Annotated in this window: 19 protein-coding genes; 9 read left to right on the top strand and 10 right to left on the bottom strand. The window is 60.8% G+C overall.

The window, feature by feature from the left end; genetic code table 11:
• Nucleotides 1-108 precede the first annotated feature (108 nt).
• Nucleotides 109-693, top strand: a complete 585-nt coding sequence (locus tag CXQ82_RS17130) for a TetR/AcrR family transcriptional regulator (protein WP_256581812.1) — start codon at nucleotides 109-111, stop codon at nucleotides 691-693.
• Between the two features lie 18 nt (nucleotides 694-711).
• Here CXQ82_RS17130 and CXQ82_RS17125 read toward each other — a convergent pair whose 3' ends face one another.
• On the bottom strand, nucleotides 712-1,272 hold the full coding sequence (locus CXQ82_RS17125; protein ID WP_101271047.1) for a cysteine hydrolase family protein: 561 nt from the start codon (nucleotides 1,270-1,272) through the stop codon (nucleotides 712-714).
• Nucleotides 1,273-1,392: 120 nt separating this feature from the next.
• Here CXQ82_RS17125 and CXQ82_RS17120 point away from each other — a divergent pair, with 120 nt between their 5' ends.
• On the top strand, nucleotides 1,393-2,781 hold the full coding sequence (locus CXQ82_RS17120; RefSeq protein WP_101271045.1) for a hypothetical protein: 1,389 nt from the start codon (nucleotides 1,393-1,395) through the stop codon (nucleotides 2,779-2,781).
• 146 nt (nucleotides 2,782-2,927) lie between these two features.
• Here CXQ82_RS17120 and CXQ82_RS17115 read toward each other — a convergent pair whose 3' ends face one another.
• Nucleotides 2,928-3,548, bottom strand: coding sequence for a LysE family translocator (locus CXQ82_RS17115; RefSeq protein WP_101271043.1), 621 nt, complete (start codon nucleotides 3,546-3,548; stop codon nucleotides 2,928-2,930).
• A gap of 83 nt (nucleotides 3,549-3,631) precedes the next feature.
• Nucleotides 3,632-5,113, bottom strand: a complete 1,482-nt coding sequence (locus CXQ82_RS17110; RefSeq protein WP_371917363.1) for a PAS domain-containing methyl-accepting chemotaxis protein — start codon at nucleotides 5,111-5,113, stop codon at nucleotides 3,632-3,634.
• A 247-nt stretch (nucleotides 5,114-5,360) separates the two neighbouring features.
• On the opposite strand from CXQ82_RS17110, the gene CXQ82_RS17105 reads away from it, so the two are divergent.
• The gene (locus CXQ82_RS17105) at nucleotides 5,361-7,559 is read left to right on the top strand and encodes an OsmC domain/YcaO domain-containing protein (protein WP_101271039.1); all 2,199 of its coding nucleotides are present in this window, start codon (nucleotides 5,361-5,363) and stop codon (nucleotides 7,557-7,559) included.
• Between the two features lie 795 nt (nucleotides 7,560-8,354).
• Here the strand turns inward: CXQ82_RS17105 and CXQ82_RS17100 are convergent.
• Complete coding sequence (locus CXQ82_RS17100) at nucleotides 8,355-9,521, bottom strand: cystathionine gamma-synthase (protein WP_101271037.1); 1,167 nt, start codon at nucleotides 9,519-9,521, stop codon at nucleotides 8,355-8,357.
• The gene (locus CXQ82_RS17095; RefSeq protein WP_101271035.1) at nucleotides 9,518-10,894 is read right to left on the bottom strand and encodes a cystathionine beta-synthase; all 1,377 of its coding nucleotides are present in this window, start codon (nucleotides 10,892-10,894) and stop codon (nucleotides 9,518-9,520) included. Before CXQ82_RS17095 ends, CXQ82_RS17100 begins: the two co-directional genes overlap by 4 nt.
• Before the next feature lie 248 nt (nucleotides 10,895-11,142).
• Between CXQ82_RS17095 and atzF the strand changes: the two genes are divergently transcribed.
• Entirely contained in the window at nucleotides 11,143-12,939 is a 1,797-nt protein-coding gene (gene atzF / locus CXQ82_RS17090; protein WP_101271033.1) for an allophanate hydrolase, read from the top strand.
• A gap of 2 nt (nucleotides 12,940-12,941) precedes the next feature.
• Nucleotides 12,942-13,637, top strand: coding sequence for a GntR family transcriptional regulator (locus CXQ82_RS17085; protein WP_101273812.1), 696 nt, complete (start codon nucleotides 12,942-12,944; stop codon nucleotides 13,635-13,637).
• Nucleotides 13,638-13,947: 310 nt separating this feature from the next.
• Here CXQ82_RS17085 and dapA read toward each other — a convergent pair whose 3' ends face one another.
• The 4 genes from dapA to CXQ82_RS17065 form a co-directional block, all read right to left on the bottom strand.
• The gene (dapA, locus tag CXQ82_RS17080; protein WP_101271031.1) at nucleotides 13,948-14,811 is read right to left on the bottom strand and encodes a 4-hydroxy-tetrahydrodipicolinate synthase; all 864 of its coding nucleotides are present in this window, start codon (nucleotides 14,809-14,811) and stop codon (nucleotides 13,948-13,950) included.
• 283 nt (nucleotides 14,812-15,094) lie between these two features.
• On the bottom strand, nucleotides 15,095-15,586 hold the full coding sequence (locus CXQ82_RS17075; protein WP_101271029.1) for a VOC family protein: 492 nt from the start codon (nucleotides 15,584-15,586) through the stop codon (nucleotides 15,095-15,097).
• Nucleotides 15,587-15,641: 55 nt separating this feature from the next.
• Nucleotides 15,642-16,037: an ester cyclase gene (locus CXQ82_RS17070; RefSeq protein WP_101271027.1), complete on the bottom strand. Its 396-nt coding sequence runs from the start codon at nucleotides 16,035-16,037 to the stop codon at nucleotides 15,642-15,644.
• 10 nt (nucleotides 16,038-16,047) lie between these two features.
• A complete protein-coding gene (locus tag CXQ82_RS17065; protein ID WP_101271025.1) occupies nucleotides 16,048-16,668 on the bottom strand; it encodes a LysE family translocator in 621 nt (206 codons plus the stop codon).
• Nucleotides 16,669-16,943: 275 nt separating this feature from the next.
• On the opposite strand from CXQ82_RS17065, the gene CXQ82_RS17060 reads away from it, so the two are divergent.
• The gene (locus tag CXQ82_RS17060; RefSeq protein ID WP_101271023.1) at nucleotides 16,944-17,927 is read left to right on the top strand and encodes a DUF1852 domain-containing protein; all 984 of its coding nucleotides are present in this window, start codon (nucleotides 16,944-16,946) and stop codon (nucleotides 17,925-17,927) included.
• A gap of 27 nt (nucleotides 17,928-17,954) precedes the next feature.
• A complete protein-coding gene (locus CXQ82_RS17055) occupies nucleotides 17,955-18,989 on the top strand; it encodes a methionine synthase (RefSeq protein ID WP_101271021.1) in 1,035 nt (344 codons plus the stop codon).
• Nucleotides 18,990-19,018: 29 nt separating this feature from the next.
• Here the strand turns inward: CXQ82_RS17055 and CXQ82_RS17050 are convergent, their stop codons facing one another.
• Nucleotides 19,019-19,936, bottom strand: coding sequence for a LysR family transcriptional regulator (locus tag CXQ82_RS17050; protein ID WP_101271019.1), 918 nt, complete (start codon nucleotides 19,934-19,936; stop codon nucleotides 19,019-19,021).
• Between the two features lie 115 nt (nucleotides 19,937-20,051).
• On the opposite strand from CXQ82_RS17050, the gene CXQ82_RS17045 reads away from it, so the two are divergent.
• A complete protein-coding gene (locus tag CXQ82_RS17045; protein ID WP_101271017.1) occupies nucleotides 20,052-20,456 on the top strand; it encodes a RidA family protein in 405 nt (134 codons plus the stop codon).
• 121 nt (nucleotides 20,457-20,577) lie between these two features.
• Nucleotides 20,578-21,705: a saccharopine dehydrogenase family protein gene (locus CXQ82_RS17040; RefSeq protein ID WP_101271014.1), complete on the top strand. Its 1,128-nt coding sequence runs from the start codon at nucleotides 20,578-20,580 to the stop codon at nucleotides 21,703-21,705.
• The last annotated feature ends 2 nt before the right edge of the window (nucleotides 21,706-21,707 follow it).

The following is a 21,707-nucleotide window of genomic DNA, read 5'->3' as shown; positions in this document are numbered from 1 at the left end:
GTAAGGCTCTAATATGAAGGATCCTTCAGATATTGGAATTCGCATTCCGTGAGCTTTCCCAAACCCTCCTTGAAGCCAAGAAAATCGGCGGTTCAGGCGCGCTCAGCGGTGACTGTCGAGGCGCTGCACCAGGCAACCATTCAGGTTTTGATCCAGCAGGGGCTGGTGCGTTGCACCACCACCCGCGTGGCGGAACGGGCGGGGATTTCGGTGGGCAGTGTCTACCAGTACTACCCCAACCGCGACGCCTTGCTCGCCGCCGTATTGGAGAAACACCTGGAACGGTTCGCCCAGACTGTGGAGCAGACCTGTGCCCGCCATCAAGGCATGCCGGTGGTTGAAATGGCGGCCGGGTTGGTGTCGGCGATGGTCGCCGCCAAACTGCGCGACCAGGGCATTTCCAAAGCCCTGTATGCCATCGCGGGCGAGCGGGGCGGCGCTGAGTTGGTCGCCCGGGTCAATACGCGCGTGGTGGCGGTGATCGCAGCAATGCTCGCGACCGCCGCCGATGCGCATTTTGACGACCCTCACCTGACCGCGGCCATTTCCTTCAGTGCGATCGCCGGCCCGGTGCGCACGCTGCTCGAAGGCAATGCGTCGCCTGCCTTCGAGGCCGGTCTGGAACAACAGACCACGTTGTTGTTGACCGCCTACCTGCAGACCCATCAACACGTTTTATCAAGCAAGGAATAGACCCCGTGCATATTGCGCTCAGATCCTGGCGATGATCTCGGCAGTCTCCACCACCCTGGCATAGTCCATCGCCAGGTTGCTCAGCGACAGCGCGTGCACATCCTCCGCCGGCCAGAGGCGTCCCGCCAGGTCGGTCTGGTCGAACGTGTAGCAGGCGTCCGCCGCCACGATCACCTCAAAGCCCAGGTTGCCGCCCGACCGCGCCGTGGCCTCGACAGAGTTGTTGGTAATCACCCCAACGATCACCACCTGCCGGATCGCACGGGCATGCAGCCAGCGTTCCAGCCCGGTGTGGGTGAAGGCATCCGGGACGTTTTTCTCCACCACATGCTCATGGGGCAGTGGTTGCAGTGCGGCCTGGAACTCACAACCCGGCTGGCCCGGCCAGAACACCGAACCGGGCGTGCGGGAAATATGCCGCACATGCACGATGGGCCGCGATGCTTGCCGCCATGCGCTGAGCAGGCGCTGCATCTGCCCTTCGGCGTCAGGGTTGTTACGCCGCCCAAGCGTAGGCTGGTGCATGCCCTGTTGCATGTCGATGAGCACCAGTGTGGCGTTGCTGGCTAGCGGTTCCATGGCACGTCCTTTGGCTGCTTGAGGCACGAAACATATCAGCCAACGTGGGCCGCAAAACAGCGATTTGTTCGAAAACACACGCTACACTGCCGCCCCCGAATTTCAGCAAGGATGCTTTGAATGCGTTCGCTTGTCAGCGCTGTGCTGCTCTCCACGGCGCTTGCCGCCCCGGCCATGGCCGAACCCCGCTCGTTCTCGGTCGATGACCCCAGTGGCAACTACCTGGTTGAAGTGCTGTTCCCGCAAGTGCCCGAAGACCTGCGCGAACTGGTGCGCGCACTGATCACCGTGCGCGACAAAAATACGCTTGAGATTCTTCAGCAACTGGAGACGCCAGCGGGCAATGTGCCGCTGGACCGCGACGGCAAAACCGATACGCATCACCTGGTGGGTGAGTACGGCCTGTTGTACTTCGCTGACATCAACGGCGATGGTCGCCAGGACCTGGCGATCCGCAACGACACCGGCGCCGACAAGGACTTCCAGTTCAACTACGACGTGTACCTGCAAGACCCGCAGAAGCGCCAATGGGTATTGAACCGCCCCTTGACCGACCTGGCCAACGAAAACTCCGGCGGGATGTTCACGATCAATCCCAAGGACGGCGTGATTCACACGCAGACCGACCGAGGCTGCTGCTGGACGCGTAGCAGCCGTTGGCAAATGCGTGACGGCGAGCTGATGCGGCTGAGTTTCTACACCCAGGAAGACGTGCCGGCGACGGACGACGACGCCAACAACAGCATGCCCAGCGGCTATATGCTCCGCACCACCGGCGAGTGGAAAGACGGCCAATGGCTGGAAACCCCAAGGCTCGAAGGCCCGGTCAATGAAGACGCGCAGCGGCTGGTGGGCACCCTCGACGGCAAGATCCCGGTGGAAATCTGGTACCAGCAGCAGGGCGCCGTGATGATCGGCGAGCTGCGCTACACCAAGAGCGGCAGCGCCAAACCGATTAAACTGGTGGGCGATCGCGGCGAGTATGGCGACGAATCCTTCCTCTACCTGCACGAATACACCGACGACGGCCATCAGACCGGCATCTGGCGCATCAAGTCGGATTACACCGGCACCTGGGTCAGCGGCGCCAAGGGTGACAAGCGTGAGCGGGCCATCCAGCTGCACGACGAATACCGTGAGCCTGAATACGACAAGTTCGACGAAGTCGCCCGCGACCAGCGCGACGGCCACTACCAGATGCGCAATGACTTCCTCGACCGCGACGGCGACCTGGACTTGAAAATCCTCCCTGAACGCGACGCCCAGGGCAGGGAACTCGCGGAGTTCACTATCACGCTCAAAGACACCGGCACCGACAAAGTCATCGTGACCACCCACCTCACCGTGCCGATGGAAACCGAAAACCTCATCATCGTGCGCGAACCGGAGGCGGGCCGCCGCGCGGGGCCGTACCACATTCAATTGGTGAAGAACTTTGCAGTTATCGAGCACAACTCGGCGCCGGACTTTCCGGATTATTTGACCGGGATGTATCGCAAGCAGCCGTGAGGTGGGCGTCGTACGCTCCTCACTCCAGGTCGATGTGAAATGTGGCAGCGCTCATTGGGTTCGGTTTGAGCGCTGACAGGTAGATTTAGCCCACTTGCTGTAACGCGCCCAATGACAGTGAGCTGCCCGGTTCGCCTTGCGGCGGCTCAACGCCTACTGAACGCCAACCGCGCCGCAAACATCACAAAGATCACGCCCGTAGTGCGGTCCATCCACTGAATGACCTTTTCCCGGCGCAGCACGCCGGACAGCTGCTGCGTCGCGCCAATCAACACCAGCGACCACAGCAGCCCCAGCGCTACATGAATGCTCACCAGGCCGAAGGTCCAGGCAATCAATGATTGGCCCTGTGGAATGAATTGCGGCAGGAACGACACATAGAAAATCCCCACCTTGGGGTTCAGCACATTGCCCAGCATACCCTTGATAAACCAGTTGCCACTGGGCTTGCCATCCGCCACGGCAGGGGCCAGGGAGCGGCGCGGGCGCAGCAGCATGTTCAGGCCCAGCCAGGCCAGGTACGCGGCGCCGCAGTATTTGAGCAGGTTGAAGGCCACTTCCGACACCGCAATCAACGCGCCCAGGCCAAAGGCCACCGCCGCACCCCACACCAGGCAGCCGGCGTTGATCCCCAGCGTGGCCTGCAACGCCTGGCGTTTGCCTTCCACCGTGGCGGTGCGCAGCACCAAGGCTGTGTCGAGCCCGGGCGTGAGGGTGAGCAGGGTGGCGGCGAGGGTGAAGGCAAGGAGGTTGTCGGTGATGGACATGCGCTGGGCTTCTTGGCGGGGCTTGCAGCGACGTTAACCCACGCCGGTCCGCCCTGCAAACGGGCGGACCGGCGTGGGGTGGGTTAGCGGTTGAAACGCTCGACCAAGGCGTATTGGGTCGACGCGGTATTGGTCAATTCCTTGCTCAGGTCGGTGGATTGGTGGGCTTGCAGCGAGGTCTGGTCGGCCAGTTCGGCGATGGTGGTGATATTGCGGCTGATCTCCTCGGCGACCGCGCTTTGCTCCTCGGTGGCGGCGGCGATCTGGGTGGTCATGTCGGTGATGTGCGACACCGCTTCGCTGATACCCACCAGCGCCTGGTCGGCTTCAAGCACCCAGGCCACGCCTTCCTGGGCCTGGCGTTGGCCGTGCTGCATGCTGGTCACGGCGTTGTTGGAGGAGGTTTGCAGTTGGGTGATCAGGGCGTGGATCTGAGTGGTGGATTGCGAGGTGCGCTGGGCCAATTGGCGCACTTCGTCGGCCACCACGGCAAAGCCGCGACCCATGTCGCCAGCACGCGCGGCTTCAATGGCGGCGTTAAGGGCGAGCAGGTTGGTTTGGTCGGCGATGCCTTTGATCACATCCACCACGCTGCCGATTTCATCGCTGTCGCGGGCCAGTTGCGCTACGGTGGCGCCCGTTTCGCCGACTACCGCAGACAGGCGCTCGATGGCTTCACGGGTGTCACGCGCGACTTCACGCCCGCGCCCGGTGAGGGTATTCGCTTGTTGGGTGGCGTCAGCGGTGCGCTGCACGTGGCTGGCGACTTCCTGGGTGGTGGCGGCCATCTGGTTGACGGCCGCCGAGACTTGTTCGGTCTCGACGCGCTGGCGGTCCAGGCCTTTGGCGCTGGCGGTGGCCAGTTGATCAGATTGCCCGGCGAGGGCACTGAGTTGCTCGGCACTGTCCTGCAGGCGTGTGAGGCAGGTTTTCAGGCGTGCGGTCTGGCTGAGGAACGCGGTTTCCAGGCGCGCCTGGGGGCCGCGGGCGTCGCTGTACATCTGCGCGATCAAGGCATCCGAGGTCGACGGCTCCACACCCGCCAGCAGGCGTAAGGTGCTGCCTTGGCGAACGCGTGAACAGAGCACACCCACCGGCACCGCGACGGCCACGGCGACTGCAATGGCCAGCGGCGCGCTGAGAAACAACCCGGCGACGCTGCCGGCGACCGCGGTGGCCACGTAGGGCACGCTACTCAGTAGGGCGGGCAGCCAGGCATCCTGGCGCGGCACGGCCGGTTTGCCCTGGCTGATGCGTCGGTAAAGCGCTTGGGCGCGACGGATCTCGTCGGCCGTGGGCTTGACCCGCACCGACTCGAAGCCGACCACGTTGCTGCCGTCGAATATCGGTGTGACGTAGGCGTTGACCCAATAATGGTCGCCGTTTTTCGAGCGGTTCTTGACGATCCCCATCCAGGGCAGGCCCTGCTTGAGCGCATTCCACATATGCGCAAATACGGCCGGGGGCACGTCGGGGTGACGCACGATGTTCTGCGGGGCGCCGATCAGGTCGGCCCGTTCAAAGCCGCTGATGTCGACAAAGGCATCGTTGCAGTAAGTGATCACACCTCGAACATCCGTCGCCGAGATGAGTTTTTGTTGCGGCGCGAGGGAAATCTCGCGTTGTGTTACAGGCTGGTTGTTGCGCATTCCGACTACTCCCTGGTTGCACTCAGTCCATCGGCGCCAACTGGCAGAAGATTAATGCACATCTGCTATTTCGCCAGCCGCTGGTCAAAAGCCTGAAACTTCCCGATGAAACACCTCATAATGGCGGCCATTTTTGTTTAGCCCGTTATTCTGGTGTGCCCGTATGGAAATTAAGGTCAACTTTCTCGACAACCTCCGGCTTGAAGCCAAGTTCGATGACTTCACGGTGATTGCCGACCAACCCATCCGCTATAAAGGCGATGGTTCGGCGCCGGGCCCATTCGATTACTTCCTGGCGTCGTCGGCGTTGTGCGCGGCGTATTTCGTGAAGTTGTATTGCGAGACGCGCAATATCCCCACGGACAATATTCGCCTGTCGCAGAACAACATCGTCGACCCGGAAAACCGCTATAACCAGATCTTCAAGATCCAGGTGGAATTGCCAGCGGATATCTCCGATAAGGACCGCCAGGGCATCCTGCGTTCCATCGACCGTTGCACGGTAAAAAAAGTGGTGCAGGCCGGTCCCGAGTTCGTGATCGAGGAAGTCGAAAACCTCGACGCCGATGCCCAGGCATTGTTGATGCCCAGCAGCACTTCCCAGGCGGGCACCTACATTGCCGGTAAAGACCTGCCGCTGGAGCAGACCATCGCCAATATGTCCGGGATCCTTGCCGACCTGGGCATGAAGATCGAGATCGCGTCGTGGCGCAATATCGTGCCCAACGTGTGGTCGCTGCATATCCGCGACGCGCACTCGCCGATGTGCTTCACCAATGGCAAGGGCGCCACCAAGGAAGGCGCGCTCGCGTCGGCGTTGGGCGAGTTTATCGAGCGGCTCAACTGCAACTTCTTCTATAACGACCAGTTCTGGGGCGAAGACATCGCCAACGCAGCGTTCGTGCATTACCCGGACGAGCGCTGGTTCCAGCCGGGGCCTGACGATGCGCTGCCAAGCGAAATCCTCGATGCCTACTGCCTCAAGATCTACAACCGCGAGGGTGAGCTGCGTGGTTCACACCTGTTTGACACCAACTCCGGCAATGAACAGCGCGGTATCGTGTCGCTGCCGTTCGTGCGCCAGTCCGACGGCGAAGTGGTGTATTTCCCGTCCAACCTGATCGAGAACCTCTACCTCAGCAATGGCATGAGCGCGGGCAATACCCTGGCCGAAGCCCAGGTGCAGTGCCTGTCGGAGATTTTCGAGCGGGCAGTGAAGCGCGAAATCATCGAGGGTGAATTCGCCCTGCCGGACGTGCCCGCCGAGGTGTTGGCCAAATACCCCGGCATCCTGGCCGGTATCCAGGGCCTGGAAGCCCAGGGCTTCCCGGTGCTGGTCAAGGACGCGTCCCTGGGCGGTGAATTCCCGGTGATGTGCGTGACCCTGATGAACCCGCGCACCGGCGGCGTGTTCGCCTCGTTCGGCGCGCACCCAAGCCTGGAAGTGGCGCTGGAGCGCAGCCTCACCGAACTGCTGCAAGGCCGCAGCTTCGAAGGCTTGAACGACTTGCCGCAGCCGACCTTCGAAGCCCAGGCGGTGACCGAGCCGAACAACTTCGTCGAGCACTTTATCGACTCCAGCGGCGTGGTGTCGTGGCGCTTCTTCAGTGCGCAGTCGGACTACGAGTTTGTCGAGTGGGACTTCTCCGGCGAAGGCGAAGACTCCAACGTCCAGGAAGCCGCGACGCTGTTCGGCATTCTGCAAGGCATGGGCAAAGAAGCCTATATGGCCGTGTACGAGCACCTCGGCGCCACCGCGTGCCGCATCCTGGTGCCGGACTACTCGGAAATCTACCCGGTGGACGACCTGATCTGGGACAACACCAACAAGGCGCTGTTTTTCCGTGAAGACATCCTCAACCTGCACCGTCTGGACGAGGCCGAGCTGACCGCACTGGTCGAACGCTTGATCGAAAGCGAGCTGGACGACTACACCGACATCACCACCTTGATCGGCATCGAATTCGACGACAACACCGCCTGGGGTCAACTGACCATCCTGGAGTTGAAACTGCTGATTTTCCTGGCCTTGCAGCAGTATGAAGAGGCCAAGGAATGCGTGGAGATGTTCCTGCAGTACAACGACAACACCGCCGAACGCGGCCTGTTCTACCAGGCGATGAATGCGGTGCTGGAAATGGAACTGGACGACGACCTGGAACTGGCGGATTACGAAGCCAACTTCCGCCGCATGTTCGGCAATGAGCGGATGGACGCGGTGATCGGCTCGGTCGATGGCAGCGTGCGCTTCTACGGGCTGACGCCGACCAGCATGAAGCTGGAAGGCCTGGACCGGCATTTGCGTTTGATTGACAGCTACAAGAAGCTGCATTCGGCACGGGCCAACATCACTTCTGCCTGACGCAGGCTCAATGTAGGAGGGGGCTTGCCCCCGATGGCGGAGTATCAGTCAACAGATACATTGGCTGATCAACCGCTATCGGGGGCAAGCCCCCTCCCACATTGGATCACTGGCGCATGTTCTGAATGTGCGCTTGATTGACAGCTGGCGGAAGGCTGTACAGCACGGGCGAAGATCACTTCTGCCTGACGCAGGCCCAATGTAGGAGGGGGCTTGCCCCCGATGGCGGAGTGTCAGTCAACAGATACATTGGCTGATCAACCGCTATCGGGGGCAAGCCCCCTCCCACATTGGATCACTGGCGCATGTTCTGAATGTGCGCTTGATTGACAGCTGGCGGGAAGCTGTACAGCACGGGCGAAGATCACTTCAGCCTGACGCAGGCTCAATGTAGGAGGGGGCTTGCCCCCGATGACGGAGTGTCAGTCAACAGATACATTGGCTGATCAACCGCTATCGGGGGCAAGCCCCCTCCCACATTGGATCACTGGCGCATGTTCTGAATGTGCGCTTGATTGACAGCTGGCGGGAAGCTGTACAGCACTGGCGAAGATCACTTCTGCCTGATGCAGGCCCAATGTGGGAGGGAGCAAGCCCCCTCCCACATTGGATCACTGGCGCATGTTCTGAATGCGCGCTTGATTGACAGCTGGCGGGAAGCTGTACAGCGCGGGCGAAGATCACTTCTGCCTGACGCAGGCTCCATGTGGGAGGGGGCTTGCCCCCGATGGCAGTCTTTCAGTCACTGCATCTGGTGACTGGCCCTCCCACATTGATCTTTGTTGTCCGGCCTATTTAGATTTGGGCCAGCGCCTGCGCCAGATCCGCCCTCAGATCTTCCACATCTTCAACCCCCACCGATAACCGCACCAGCCCATCACCAATCCCCAACTGCGCCCGCGTGGCCGCCGGGATGCTGGCATGGGTCATGATCGCCGGGTGTTCGATCAAACTTTCCACGCCCCCCAGGCTTTCGGCCAGGGCGAAGATTTTGACGGTTTCCAGGAAGCGCGTGGCACCGGCCAGGTCGGTGTTCAAATCCACCGAAATCATCCCGCCAAATCCACGCATCTGCCTGCGGGCCAATGCGTGCTGGGGGTGGGACGCCAACCCCGGGTAATACACCCGCGCCACTTGCGGTTGCTGTTCCAGCCACGTGGCCAGGTCGAGGGCGTTGCTGCAATGGCGCTCCATGCGCAAGGCCAGGGTTTTTACACCGCGCAGGGTCAGGAAGGCGTCGAAGGGCCCGGCGATGGCGCCCACCGAGTTTTGCAGGAAGCCCAGGCGTTCGGCGAGTTCTGCGTTGTCGCCGACGATGGCGATACCGCCGATCACATCCGAGTGGCCGTTGAGGTACTTGGTGGTGGAGTGCACCACCACATCAACACCCAACTCCAGCGGGCGCTGGATCCAGGGGCTGGCGAAGGTGTTGTCGGCTACGCAGATAATCCCGCGAGCCCGGCAGATACCGGCAATGGCGCTGAGGTCAGTGAGGCTCAGCAGCGGGTTGCTTGGGGTCTCGACCCAGACCATGCGTGTGTCGTCCTGCAGCGAAGCTTCAAACGCTGACAGGTCACTCAAGTCCACAAAACTGAAACGGTGCCCGGCGCTGCGTTGGCGCACTTTGTCGAACAGGCGGAAGGTGCCGCCGTACAGGTCGTTGCCCGAAACGATATGTGCGCCGGCATCCAGCAGTTCCAGCACGGTGGAGATCGCCGCCAGCCCGGAGGCGAAGGCAAACGCCTGGCTGCCGCCTTCCAGGTCGGCCACGCAACGCTCGAGGGCAAAACGCGTGGGGTTGTGGGAGCGGCCGTAGTCGAAGCCCTTGTGCACGCCAGGGCTGTCTTGCAGGTAGGTGGAGTTGGCGTAGATCGGCGGCATCAGCGCGCCCGTGGTCGGGTCGGGGGATTGCCCGGCGTGGATCACACGGGTGGCAAACGCGCTTTTATCGGGCAGGCTCATGCAAGGGATCTCCGTAGGTGGTTGAGCAGGTCGACGCGGGTGATCAGGCCGTAGAAGCCCGACTCATCGGCGATGATGGCGACCAGGCCGCGATCCAGTTCCGCCTGCAGTTCGGCCAGGCTCGCGCCGGGGGCCAGGGTTTGCAGGGTGTTGGTCATGGCGCTGGCGACGGTCATGGTGAAATGCGCGGCATCGTGGTGCAGGCCCAGCAGGATGTCGGATTCATCGATTACCCCCACCAGCTCGCGGCCGTCGACCAGCACCGGCAGTTGCGACACGTCGGCCAGGCGCATGCGCTGGAAGGCGGTGAGCAAAGTGTCGTCGGGGCTCACGCTGATCACGCGGCCATCTTCGAAGCGGCGGGCGATGAGGTCGCGCAGGTCGCCGTAGTGTTTGTACTGCAACAGCCCGGCGTCGTTCATCCATTGGTCGTTGTAGACCTTGGACAGATAGCGCGTGCCGGTGTCGCAGACAAAGGTCACCACGCGCTTGGGCTCCGTCTGTTCGCGGCAATAGCGCAGGGCGGCGGCGAGCAGGGTGCCGGTGGAGGAGCCACCCAGAATGCCCTCGGCCTTGAGCAGTTGGCGGGCGTGGTCGAAGCTTTCTTCATCGCTGATGGAATAGGCGTGGCGCACGCTGGAGAGGTCGGCAATCGAGGGGATGAAGTCTTCGCCGATACCTTCCACCGCCCACGAACCCGGGGTTTCAAGCCTGCCGCTGCGGCTGTATTCGGCCATCACCGAGCCCACCGGGTCGGCCAGCACCATTTCCAGCTCAGGCTGCACACGCTTGAAGAAACGCGTCAGGCCGGTGAGGGTGCCCGCCGAGCCGACACCCACCACGATCGCGTCCACGTCATGCTGGGTTTGCGCCCAGATCTCCGGGGCGGTGCTGGTTTCGTGGGCCAGGGGGTTGGCCGGGTTGTTGAACTGGTCGGCGAAGAATGAACCGGCAATATCCTTGGCCAGGCGCGCGGCGACATCCTGGTAATACTCGGGGTGGCCCTTGCCGACATCGGAGCGAGTGATGTGCACCTCGGCGCCCATGGCCTTGAGGTGCAGCACCTTTTCCGTGGACATCTTGTCGGGCACCACCAGCACCACGCGATAGCCCTTGGCCCGGCCCACCAGCGCAAGGCCCAGGCCCGTATTGCCGGCGGTGGCTTCGATAATGGTGCCGCCGGGGCGCAGGCGGCCGTCACGCTCGGCGGCGTCGATCATGGCCAGGCCAATGCGGTCCTTGATCGAGCCGCCGGGGTTCTGGGATTCAAGCTTGAGGAACAGCGTGCAAGGGCCGGTATCGAAGCGGCTGACCCGTACCAGTGGGGTGTTGCCGATCAGTTCGAGTACGGCGGGGCGGGGAAGCGTAGGCATGTCGTCACCTGGGGGCTTAGGGTGGGGGGACAGCAAATCGCACAACATGGCTTGGAACAGTAGGCCTGTATCCGGCGGGTCGCAACCAAGCGGTCCGCTGAATGTCTTTTTTTGGCGCATCAGCGTTGCCGCGGTGCGCCATGTGGGCGCACGGTGTGCGCCGATTTCCTCGTAATAATTGGGCGAAGTGACCTGGCCTGGGCTTTGCTATAGAGAATTCAAACTTGGATACAAGATGGAGTCTCCCCATGCAAAACGCTTTCGGCTGGACCCTCGGTGAATGGTTGGATGCTTACCGCAGTGGGGCCATTACCACAGATTATTTACTGACCCTGGCCACGCAATACCCCGTCGACGATAGCGCCTGGATCGCCCACGCCACGCCTGCGCAACTGGCCGAGCAATTGGCGCAACTGAGCGACCGGCTGGCGGCCGTCGGCGGCGACATGGCCAAGCTGCCGCTGTATGGCGTGCCGTTTGCGATCAAGGACAATATCGACGCGGCCGGTTGGGACACCACGGCAGCTTGCCCCGAATTTGCCTACACGGCGGCGCAGGATGCTTCTGTGGTGCAGAAGCTGTGCGCGGCCGGTGCAATCCTGATGGGCAAGACCAACCTCGATCAGTTCGCTACGGGCCTGGTGGGCACGCGCTCGCCCTATGGCGCGGTAGGCAACAGCTTCAACCCGGATTATGTCAGCGGCGGCTCCAGCTCCGGCTCGGCGTCGGTGGTAGCGCGTGGCCTGGTGGCGTTTGCCCTGGGCACCGATACCGCAGGCTCCGGGCGCGTACCGGCGGGGTTCAACAACATTGTCGGGTTGAAGCCGACCAAGGGGCGTTTCTCCAATACCGGCGTGGTGCCCGCGTGCCGCACGGTGGATTGCATCTCGGTGTTTGCGCTGACCGTCGACGATGCCGAGGCGGTGGCGCAGGTGGCGGCGGGTTACGACGCCAGCGACGCTTACTCCCGCGCCAACCCGAACACGGCGCCGGTCGCGGTGGCGGCCTCGATCAAGCTAGCGATCCCGGCAGTCCTGGAGTTCTTTGGCGATAGTCAGAACCAGGCGGTATTCGAGCAGGCGGTGGAGCGTTTCAAGGCCCTGGGGGCGGTGATTACGCCCGTGGATTTCACTCCGTTCAAGGAATTGGCGGATCAACTGTATTACGGCCCTTGGGTCGCCGAACGCACCGTGGCCCTGGAGGGCATGCTGCAAACCCAGCCCGACGCGATCAACCCGGTGGTGCGCGGCATTGTCGAAAGTGGCTACACCTACAGCGCATGTGATGCCTACAAAGCCGAATACTTGCGCGCGGAACTGAGCCGCCGCATCAACGACAGCCTGGCCGGTTTCGATGCCTTGCTGGTGCCCACATCACCGACGATTCGCACGCAGGCCGAAATGGCCGTGGAGCCGGTGCGCTACAACTCGCAATTTGGCTACTACACCAACTTCACCAACCTGGCCGACCTCTCGGCCCTGGCGTTGCCAGCCGGCCTGCGCGCCGATGGCTTGCCCAGCGGCATCACCTTGCTTGCCCCGGCCTGGCATGACAGCGCGCTGGCGCACCTGGGCAAACGCTGGCAGGCCGGGCTTGACCTGCCGTTGGGCGCCACCGAGCGCGGTTTGCCTGCGCCGACGCCGACGGTACAAGCGTCCGGCAGCGTGCGTGTGGCGGTGGTGGGTGCACACCTCACCGGCATGCCGCTGAACTTCCAGCTCACCGGCCGCAACGCGGTACTGGTGGAGCAAACCCTCACGGCCGACACCTATCGCCTCTACGCGCTGCCAGGCACCGTGCCGCCCAAGCCAGGGCTGGCCAAGGCGGACAGTGGGCGGCCGATCATCGTAGAACTGTGGGACATGCCCATCGCGCGCTTTGGTGAGTTTGTCGCCGAGATCCCCGCGCCGCTGGGTATCGGCAACCTCAAGCTGGCGGATGGGCGCAGTGTCAAAGGCTTTATCTGCGAGCCCTGGGCGTTGGCGGATGCGCTGGACATCACCGAGTTCGGTGGCTGGCGTGCCTTCATTGCGAGCCGGGGGTGAGCGTGCAGCTGGCCACGGCGAGAACCTCCAAGGCGCGCCCCGACAGCCTGGCTGAACTGATTTACGCGCAGCTCAAGGCGGATATATTCGACTTCCGCCTGTTGCCGGGTGACCGCTTCAGCGAAGGCGACGTGGCCACGCGCATGCACGCCAGCCGCACGCCGGTGCGCCAGGCGCTGTATCGCCTGGAGAAGGAAGGGTATCTGGAGGTGTATTTTCGCAGCGGCTGGCAGGTCAAGCCGTTTGACTTTGCCTACTTTGAAGACCTGTACGACGTGCGTATCGTGCTGGAACTGGCCGCCGTCGGCCGCCTGTGCCTGATGGATGAACCGAGCCCAGTGCTGTTGACGTTGCAGGCGACCTGGCTGGTGGCCGCGGGTGAACGCCTGCAAGACACCCAAGCAGTGTCCGCGCTGGATGAACGCTTCCACTGCGCCCTGGTGGAAGCCGCCGGCAACCGCGAAATGGCGCGCATGCACTTCGACATAACGGAAAAGATCCGCATCATCCGCCGCCTCGACTTTACCCAGGCGCCGCGTATTGCCGCGACGTACGAGGAGCATGGGCAAATCTTGACGGCGATCCTGCAACGGCGCAGTGAACAGGCGCAGCAACTGCTCAAGCGGCACATCGAACTCAGCAAGCAAGCGGTGCGCGAGATCACCTTGCATCGGTTGCATGTGGCAAGACAACCCTGAACCCGCTCGCCACCGGGATATAAGCGGCTGTGATCCCGAGGTAAGAGGCAAGAATTGCCTGATAGCGCTAATCCCCTGCAAACCCGCTTCTCGTGGCGAGCGGGCTTGCCCGCGTTGGGTTGCGCAGCAGCCCCAAACCCAGCACCCAAAGACCGCCTGACACACCGCCTGCGTCTGCACTGGGGCCGCTGCGCGCCCCAACGCGGGCAAGCCCGCTCGCCACAGGGGTATGGGTGGGGCTGTGATCCCGAGGCAAGAGGCAAGAATTGCCCGAAAGCGCTAATCCCCCGCAAGCCCGCTCGCCACAGGGTTATTGGGTGTGCTTGAGGCGTTCGCGTAATCGAACCAGCATCACGTCGCTGGCTTGTTGCATCGGTGCGCGCAACTCGCTGCCGATCAGGCCCTGCAAGGCCAGGGCAGCTTTCACCGGCGCTGGGTTTGGCTCCATGAACAGTGTGTTGATCAGTGGTACCAGGCTCAGGAACGTTGCCCGTGCTTCGGCCAACTGGTTATCCCGCACCTGCTGCCACAGCGCCACAAATTGCGCGGTCTGCACGTGCGCCGACGCGGCAATCGCCCCACTGGCACCCAGGCACAGCGCGTTGAACATCTGCAGGTCCTCGCCGCACAGCACGTCCACCTCGCCACTGGCCAGCAGCGCCAGGGTATTACCCAGGTTGCCGCCACAGTCCTTGATTGCGGCGATGCGTGGGTGCGCGACGATATTCAGCAGGGTGGCCTGCTCGAAGGTCGCGCCGGTACGGTAGGGAATGTCATACAGGATTATCGGCACGCCTGACGCATCCGCCACCGTGCGAAAGAACGCTTCAAGGCCGGCCTGGGACGGGCGGATATAACCTGGCGCCGGCACCAATAAACCGGCCACCGGGCGCTTGAGGATTTCGCTCTGGAACTGCAGCAATTCAATCTGGTTATTGCCCGCCAGGCCCATCACCACGCGGTGCGCCGGCACAAGTTGCAATACCGCGTCCAGCACGGCCAGTTGTTCCTCTCGGCTCAGCGCGGCGGCTTCACCCGTGGTGGTGCACACCATGATCCCGGCCACATGCTGTTCCAGCAGGTGGCTGACCAGCCGGCGCAGGGCGATAAAGTCGATGGCGCCGTCATGGAACGGCGTGACCACGGGAACCCAGATACCTTGAAACGATGACATGTACTTTCTCCTGAAGGTTGACCGATAAAGTCACCGTCAGAAGGGCATGGGGAATTGTGCAAGGGGGGGAGGGAGTCCGCGCTCAATGTCCTGTCAGCTCATCTGACGGGACAGCGCGCCCCGATCACATGAGCGACTGTTTCTTCGATTTGAGGGCGTGCGCAACGCAACCTTGCGCCTTGGCAATCAAGCCAATGACGGATCGGTTAGCGAATAAAAATGCGGACATTTACTGACACACCCTGAAGAAGAGCTCCATCTTCAGGGGATGTCAGTAAATGTGTCAAGCACCTGGCGAGCCTTTTACGGCCGCCTCAATCGCAGCAATGTCGATCTTGCTCATGGTCATCATCGCATCGAAGGCCCGCTTGGCGATTACCGGGTCGGGATGGGTCACGGCATCCGTCAACACTCGAGGCGAGATCTGCCACGACAGCCCCCATTTATCCTTGCACCAGCCACACGCGCTGGCCTGGCCACCGTTGTCGATGATGGCGTTCCAGTAGCGGTCGGTTTCGGCCTGATCATCAGTGGCCACCTGGAACGAAAAGGCCTCGCTATGGCTGAACGCCGGGCCGCCATTGAGGCCGATACAAGGGATGCCCAGCACGGTGAAATCAACGGTCAACACGTCGCCCTGTTTACCCGCCGGGTAATCGCCGGGGGCTCGGTGCACGGCGTTGACCGCGCTGTCCGGGAAGGTCTTGGCGTAAAAGCGCGCAGCCTCTTCGGCGGTGCCGTTGTACCAGAGGCACAGGGTGTTTTTATTGGCCATGATCGATCTCCACGTATGAAGGGGTGCGTGGAGTTTAGACGACCCTCGGCCGGGGCTAATCGCCGCCCAACTGCTGCGCGATCGCCGCCGTATCAATCACCGACCACACTCGCGAAATTTTGCCGTCGACACATTCGTAGAACACATTCTCGGCGAATTTCACCTTGCGGCCATTGATCGGCAACCCAAAGAACTCGCCCCTGGGCGTGACGTTGAAGTCCAGGCGGCTGGCGATGTTCGGTGGATCGGCGATCAGCAACTGGATGTGAAACACCAGGTCGGGGATTTCGCGAAAGTCCCGTTCCAGCATGCCGCGGTAACCGGCGAGGCCGACCGGTTTGGCGTTGTGGGTCACCTGCGGGTGCACGAACTCGCCCAACTGATCCCAGGCCTGGCGATTCAGGCAGTCGATGTAGCCTTGGTAAAAACTGGCGAGTTGGTTACGGGTCAACACGTTCTCCTTATGCACGACGCGCCATCAACAATACCGAAGCCGCCGCCGACAACAACCCGGCGCAGCAGCGATTGAATATCCGCTTGCCTTTAGGCTCGGCAAACCAGCGGCGCATATGCACGCCCATGTAAGCGTAGAGGCTGATGGCGACCCATTCGAGCATCAGGAACAGCGCGCCGAGCACCGCGAATTGTGGCGTGATTGGTTGGCCGGGCACCACGAATTGCGGGAGGAAGGCGGTGAAAATCAGGATGGCCTTAGGGTTGCCCGCCGCCACAAGAAACTCCTGGCGCGCCAACGCCCATAAACCCACCTTGGCGGAAACCGCTTGCGCCTCAGCCTCGGGATTGGCTCGCCACAACTGAAACGCCAGATAAAACAGATACGCCGCGCCCAGGATCTTGATCACATAGAACAACAACTCTGAGGTTTGCAGCACCACAGCAAGCCCGGCGGAAGCGAGGGCGATCATCCCGGCGAAGGCCAGAAGGCGGCCGATCCCGGCGAGGCACGAGGTGCGGTAGCCATAGCGGGTGGAGTTGCTCACCGACAGCAGGTTGTTCGGGCCGGGAGCCATGTTCAGGGCGAAGCAGGCGGGGAGGAAAATGGCGAGGGTGGCGAGGTCCATGGCGGCTCCGGGTTCATGGGGGTGGAGAGTTTGAGGGTAATGGGCGTTGAGGCGGTTGGATAGCCCATCATCGCGATAGTGCAATTGTGGGGCGACATTAGAATAAGGGGCCACATCATGAACAGCGCTAACGATTTAGTGAAATCAATTCATTTTCTATCAATCTAGTCTTCAGCATAAACTACATCTTAATCACAGACATTATAAATACTGCTAAGTAAAAGCCAGACGATTACAAATCAGGTTTGCCGCGGGTATTAGGGTGCAGAATTGCAATGACTACAGAATTTTCATTTACCATTAAAAGCATTTGCTTTGACGAGGATTATCACCCCTCGGAAAATACGCGCATTACTACTAACTTCGCTAATTTGGCGAGGGGCGAAAGTCGTCAAGAGAACCTGCGCAACACGTTAAGGATGATTGACAACCGCTTCAATGCCTTGGCGCACTGGGACAACCCCACGGGTGATCGTTATTCCGTTGAGCTCGAAATTGTATCCGTTGAAATGGGTGTTGATGCTGAAGGTGGCAATAATGCCATCCCTCTGATTGAGATACTAAAAACGAATATTATCGATCGAAAAACCAATGAGCGCATTGCGGGCATGGTCGGTAATAATTTTTCCTCCTATGTCCGGGATTACGATTTCAGTGTGCTGTTGCTGGAACATAATAAGGGCCGGCAAGAGTTTAGCGCTCCCGATGACTTCGGCGACCTGCACGGAAAGCTGTTCAAGCAATTCGTGAACTCCACAGCTTACAAGGAGCATTTCAGTAAGCTGCCGGTTATATGCTTGAGTGTTTCAAATACCAAGACCTATCATCGGACGGAAAACCTGCACCCTGTGTTGGGTGTTGAATACCAGCAAGACGAATACTCCTTGACCGATGAATATTTCCGGAAAATGGGCTTGAAGGTTCGCTATTTCATGCCTCCCAATAGCGTTGCGCCGTTGGCGTTTTATTTTGCCGGCGATTTGCTCAGTGATTACACCAACCTTGAACTTATCAGTACCATCAGCACGATGGACACCTTCCAAAAGATTTACCGGCCGGAGATTTACAATGCGAACTCTGCGGCAGGCAAGTCCTATCAGCCAAGTTTGAAACATCAGGATTATTCATTAACCCTGATTGTCTATGATCGCGAAGAACGTGGCCGCTTGGCGGTTGAGCAGGGGCGGTTTGTTGAAGAGAATTTTATCAAGCCCTACCACGCTGTTCTTCAGCAGTGGTCCGCTAGTTGCGCTCTTTAACTGATTAAAAGTACAAGGTTGTCTATCGTGAAAAAATTATTACCCACGTCCACTGCGGGCAGCTTGCCTAAACCCGCTTGGCTTGCACAGCCAGAGACCCTTTGGTCGCCTTGGAAGTTGCAAGGTGACGAACTGACTGAGGGCAAGCAGGATGCCTTGCGTTTGTCATTGCAGGAACAACAGCAAGCCGGCATTGATATCGTCAGTGATGGCGAACAAACGCGCCAACATTTTGTGACGACGTTCATTGAGCACCTCAGCGGCGTTGATTTTGAGAAGCGTGAGACCGTTAGAATTCGTGATCGTTATGATGCGAGTGTACCTACCGTGGTGGGTGCGGTAAGTCGCCAGAAGCCGGTCTTTGTTGAAGATGCCAAGTTCCTGCGTCAGCAAACCCAGCAACCCATAAAGTGGGCGCTGCCGGGGCCCATGACGATGATCGACACGCTTTACGATAACCATTACAAAAGTCGCGAAAAACTCGCGTGGGAATTCGCCAAGATTCTCAACCAGGAAGCCAGGGAACTGGAAGCGGCGGGCGTTGATATCATCCAATTTGATGAGCCGGCCTTTAACGTGTTCTTTGATGAGGTGAATGATTGGGGGGTTGCCACCCTGGAAAGAGCCATCGAAGGCCTTAAGTGCGAAACGGCCGTGCACATTTGCTACGGCTACGGCATTAAAGCCAATACCGATTGGAAAAAGACACTGGGAACCGAGTGGCGACAGTATGAAGAGGCGTTTCCCAAGCTGCAGAAATCCAGTATCGATATCATCTCGTTGGAGTGTCACAACTCCCATGTGCCCATGGATCTCATCGAACTGATTCGCGGCAAGAAAGTGATGGTCGGCGCCATTGATGTGGCAAACCATGCGATTGAAACACCTGAGGAAGTCGCCAATACCCTACGCAAAGCACTGCAGTTTGTAGATGCCGACAAGCTCTACCCTTGCACCAACTGTGGCATGGCGCCGTTGCCTCGTGGCGTCGCAAGAGGAAAGCTCAGGGCGCTGAGTGCGGGTGCGGAAATTGTTCGAAGAGAACTTTTGAACGACCGCTGAACATGCTGCTGCGCAGCCATTGCTGTATTTCAAGGGGCAATATTGCAACCTTGGCGCGCCATCAACTGCGCCACCCAGTCGATAAACACCCGCAGTTTGGTGCTGATATGCCGGTTCGGCGGAAACGCCACATACAGGGGCATAGGGTCCATGCGCCAGCCCTCGAACAGCGGCACCAATTCCCCACGGGCCTGGTAGGCTTCGGACATGTAGGTGGGCAGCCACAGCACGCCTAGCCCCGCCAGGCCGGCGGCGAGGTAGGCATTGCCATCGTCCACTGCCAACGCATAGCGGCCTTTGATCTGGAGGCTTTCCGCGCCGTTGCGCATGGCGTAGGGCAGCGCCTTGCCGGTACGTGCCCACAGGAAGCCGACGATGCGCTGGTGCGAGTCTTCCAGCTCCCGTGGGTGCACGGGTTGGCCGACGCGGGCCAGGTAGCTCGGCGCGGCGAACACACCCAGTTGCAGGTCGCCCACGCGGCGGGCCATCAGCGACTGGTCCGTCAGCTCGCCGCCACGCACCACGCAGTCGACGTTCTCATCGATCATATCGACGATGCGGTCGCTCACCCCCATATCGATCTGGATGTCCGGGTAGCGCGCGTAAAAATCCGGCAGGGCGGGCACCAGGATCATGCTGGCCAGTGGGCTTGGCACGTCTACGCGCAAGCGGCCCCTGGGTTGCGTCGAGGCGCCGGACAGGCTGGTTTCGGCGTCGTCCATATCCGCCAGCAGCCGTAGCACGCGCTCGTAGTACACCGCGCCATCGGCGGTGACGTTGACTTTGCGTGTCGTACGGTTGAGCAATTTAACCCGCAGCCGCGCCTCGAGCTGCTGCACCAGTTGGGTTACGGTGGTCTTGCTCATGTGCAGGGTTTCAGCGGCTTTGGTAAAGCTGCCGGCTTCCACCACGCGGGCGAAGGCCTGCATTGCATCAAAACGGTCCATTGCGGCTTCCGATTGTTTGGGTTTTACAAACAGTGATAGCTAAGGTTGCGCGTTTATCCAGCGGGCACAAGCCCCTAGAGTTTCTCTCCCGTTAACTTCCTCGAGAGAGACTCTTATGACACAGCGTGATGTGGTTTTTCCGCCTGGCCGCCAGGCACTTTATGAGCGCAATCGTTATTCGCCGGCGATCAAGTCCAATGGCTTTCTGTTCGTGTCGGGGCAGGTCGGCAGCCGTGAAGACGGCTCACCCGAGCCAGACCTGGAAGACCAGGTGCGGCTGGCCTTCAACAACCTGAATGCGATCCTGCAGGCCGCGGGTTGCAGCTTCGATGATGTGATTGATGTGACGGTGTTTATCGTCGACCCCGAATCCAGGTTCGAAACCATCTGGAAGGTGGTGCCGGAATTCTGGGGCAATGCACCGCACCCGACGCTGACCGGCGTGGGCGTTACGTGGTTGTACGGTTATCAGTTCGAGATCAAAGTGATCGCCAAGGTGCCGGAGCCCATCACAGCGTAAACCGCAGCAGATGCCGGTTGATCACCGCTCATGAAGTTAAAGAAATCGGGTATCTTTAGCCGCCTCAGCCGCCAGCCTGCTCCAGGCTCGGCGAGCGATCGATGGTTTAGGGACGAACGAAATGGCACTCAAGGTGATGGTGGTCGGTGGCTACGGCAACTTCGGCAGCATCGTTTGCCGGCATTTGGTGGGCGCGCCGGGCATTGCACTGGTGATCTCTGGTCGCGACCCGCATAAGTTGCAACGCAAGGTGGATGAGCTCAACACGTCGTCGGTCAATGCGTGCGAAGGCTGGTGCGGCGATGCCATGGGCGCTGGCTTTGCGCGTGTGTTGCAGTCGATGAACATCCAGTTGGTGATACACACCGGTGGCCCGTTCCAGGGGCAATCCTATGCCGTCGCCCAGGCGTGCATCGACGCGGCGGTGAACTATTGCGACCTGTCCGACTGCCGAACCTTCGTCAATGGTGTGGGCGTGCTGGATGCCAGCGCCAGGCAGGCGGGCGTGGCCATCCTGAGTGGCTGCAGCTCGGTGCCGACGCTGTCGTCGGCGCTGATCGATCAGTACCGCCATCGTTTCATGCGCATCGACACGATCGAGCATGGCATTTCCTCCTCGGCGAAAATGCCGGGGCTGTCGACCGTCGAGGGGGTGCTCGCCTACGCGGGTAAACCGATCAAGCAACTCCGCAATGGCCAGGTGCACCCGGTGCTGGGCTGGCAGGACCTGACCCTACGCAAGATGCCCCAGCTGGGCACGCGGCTGTTGGCCAACGTCGACGTGCCCGACATGGACATATTCGCCAGCCGTTATGGCGCCCATACGCTGAGCTTCAAGGCGGGTGCCGGGCTGAAACTTGGCGGCGTCGCCAATGGCCTGCTGGCTCAGGCGCTGCGGGTGGGACTGGTGCACAACCACGTCGTGTGGGCCGCACGACTGCATCGCCTGGGCACCTGGTTTGAACGCTTTGGCGATGGCAAAAGTGCGATGTACATCGACGTACACGGCCTCGGTACAGGCGGGCGGCCACTGTCCTTGGCCGTGCAACTGACGGCCCTGAACGACAAAGGCCCGGAAATCCCCAGCTGCGCGGCCGTCGCCCTGGCGACAAAAATGGCCCAGGGCTATGTACCTGAGCCAGGTGCCCGGCCGTGCGTGGGCGAAATCAGCGTCGACGAATACATGGCGGCCATCAACGACCCGGCAAACCTGAGCCTGGCCGTGCATTTCTCTGACGGGCAGGGCTGACC

This window comes from Pseudomonas sp. S09G 359, from assembly GCF_002843605.1.
Classification (GTDB): domain Bacteria; phylum Pseudomonadota; class Gammaproteobacteria; order Pseudomonadales; family Pseudomonadaceae; genus Aquipseudomonas.
This window is presented reverse-complemented; position numbering and strand designations above follow the sequence as displayed.

Coding starts and splice junctions, on each gene's coding strand:
- CXQ82_RS17125 (WP_101271047.1), bottom strand. CDS start 1,272: ATGGAACCGCTAGCCAGCAACGCCACACTGGTGCTCATCGACATGCAA.
- CXQ82_RS17065 (WP_101271025.1), bottom strand. CDS start 16,668: ATGGACCTCGCCACCCTCGCCATTTTCCTCCCCGCCTGCTTCGCCCTG.
- CXQ82_RS17040 (WP_101271014.1), top strand. CDS start 20,578: ATGGCACTCAAGGTGATGGTGGTCGGTGGCTACGGCAACTTCGGCAGC.
- CXQ82_RS17100 (WP_101271037.1), bottom strand. CDS start 9,521: ATGAGCCTGCCCGATAAAAGCGCGTTTGCCACCCGTGTGATCCACGCC.
- atzF (WP_101271033.1), top strand. CDS start 11,143: ATGCAAAACGCTTTCGGCTGGACCCTCGGTGAATGGTTGGATGCTTAC.
- CXQ82_RS17105 (WP_101271039.1), top strand. CDS start 5,361: ATGGAAATTAAGGTCAACTTTCTCGACAACCTCCGGCTTGAAGCCAAG.
- dapA (WP_101271031.1), bottom strand. CDS start 14,811: ATGTCATCGTTTCAAGGTATCTGGGTTCCCGTGGTCACGCCGTTCCAT.
- CXQ82_RS17120 (WP_101271045.1), top strand. CDS start 1,393: ATGCGTTCGCTTGTCAGCGCTGTGCTGCTCTCCACGGCGCTTGCCGCC.
- CXQ82_RS17060 (WP_101271023.1), top strand. CDS start 16,944: ATGACTACAGAATTTTCATTTACCATTAAAAGCATTTGCTTTGACGAG.
- CXQ82_RS17115 (WP_101271043.1), bottom strand. CDS start 3,548: ATGTCCATCACCGACAACCTCCTTGCCTTCACCCTCGCCGCCACCCTG.
- CXQ82_RS17095 (WP_101271035.1), bottom strand. CDS start 10,894: ATGCCTACGCTTCCCCGCCCCGCCGTACTCGAACTGATCGGCAACACC.
- CXQ82_RS17075 (WP_101271029.1), bottom strand. CDS start 15,586: ATGGCCAATAAAAACACCCTGTGCCTCTGGTACAACGGCACCGCCGAA.
- CXQ82_RS17050 (WP_101271019.1), bottom strand. CDS start 19,936: ATGGACCGTTTTGATGCAATGCAGGCCTTCGCCCGCGTGGTGGAAGCC.
- CXQ82_RS17045 (WP_101271017.1), top strand. CDS start 20,052: ATGACACAGCGTGATGTGGTTTTTCCGCCTGGCCGCCAGGCACTTTAT.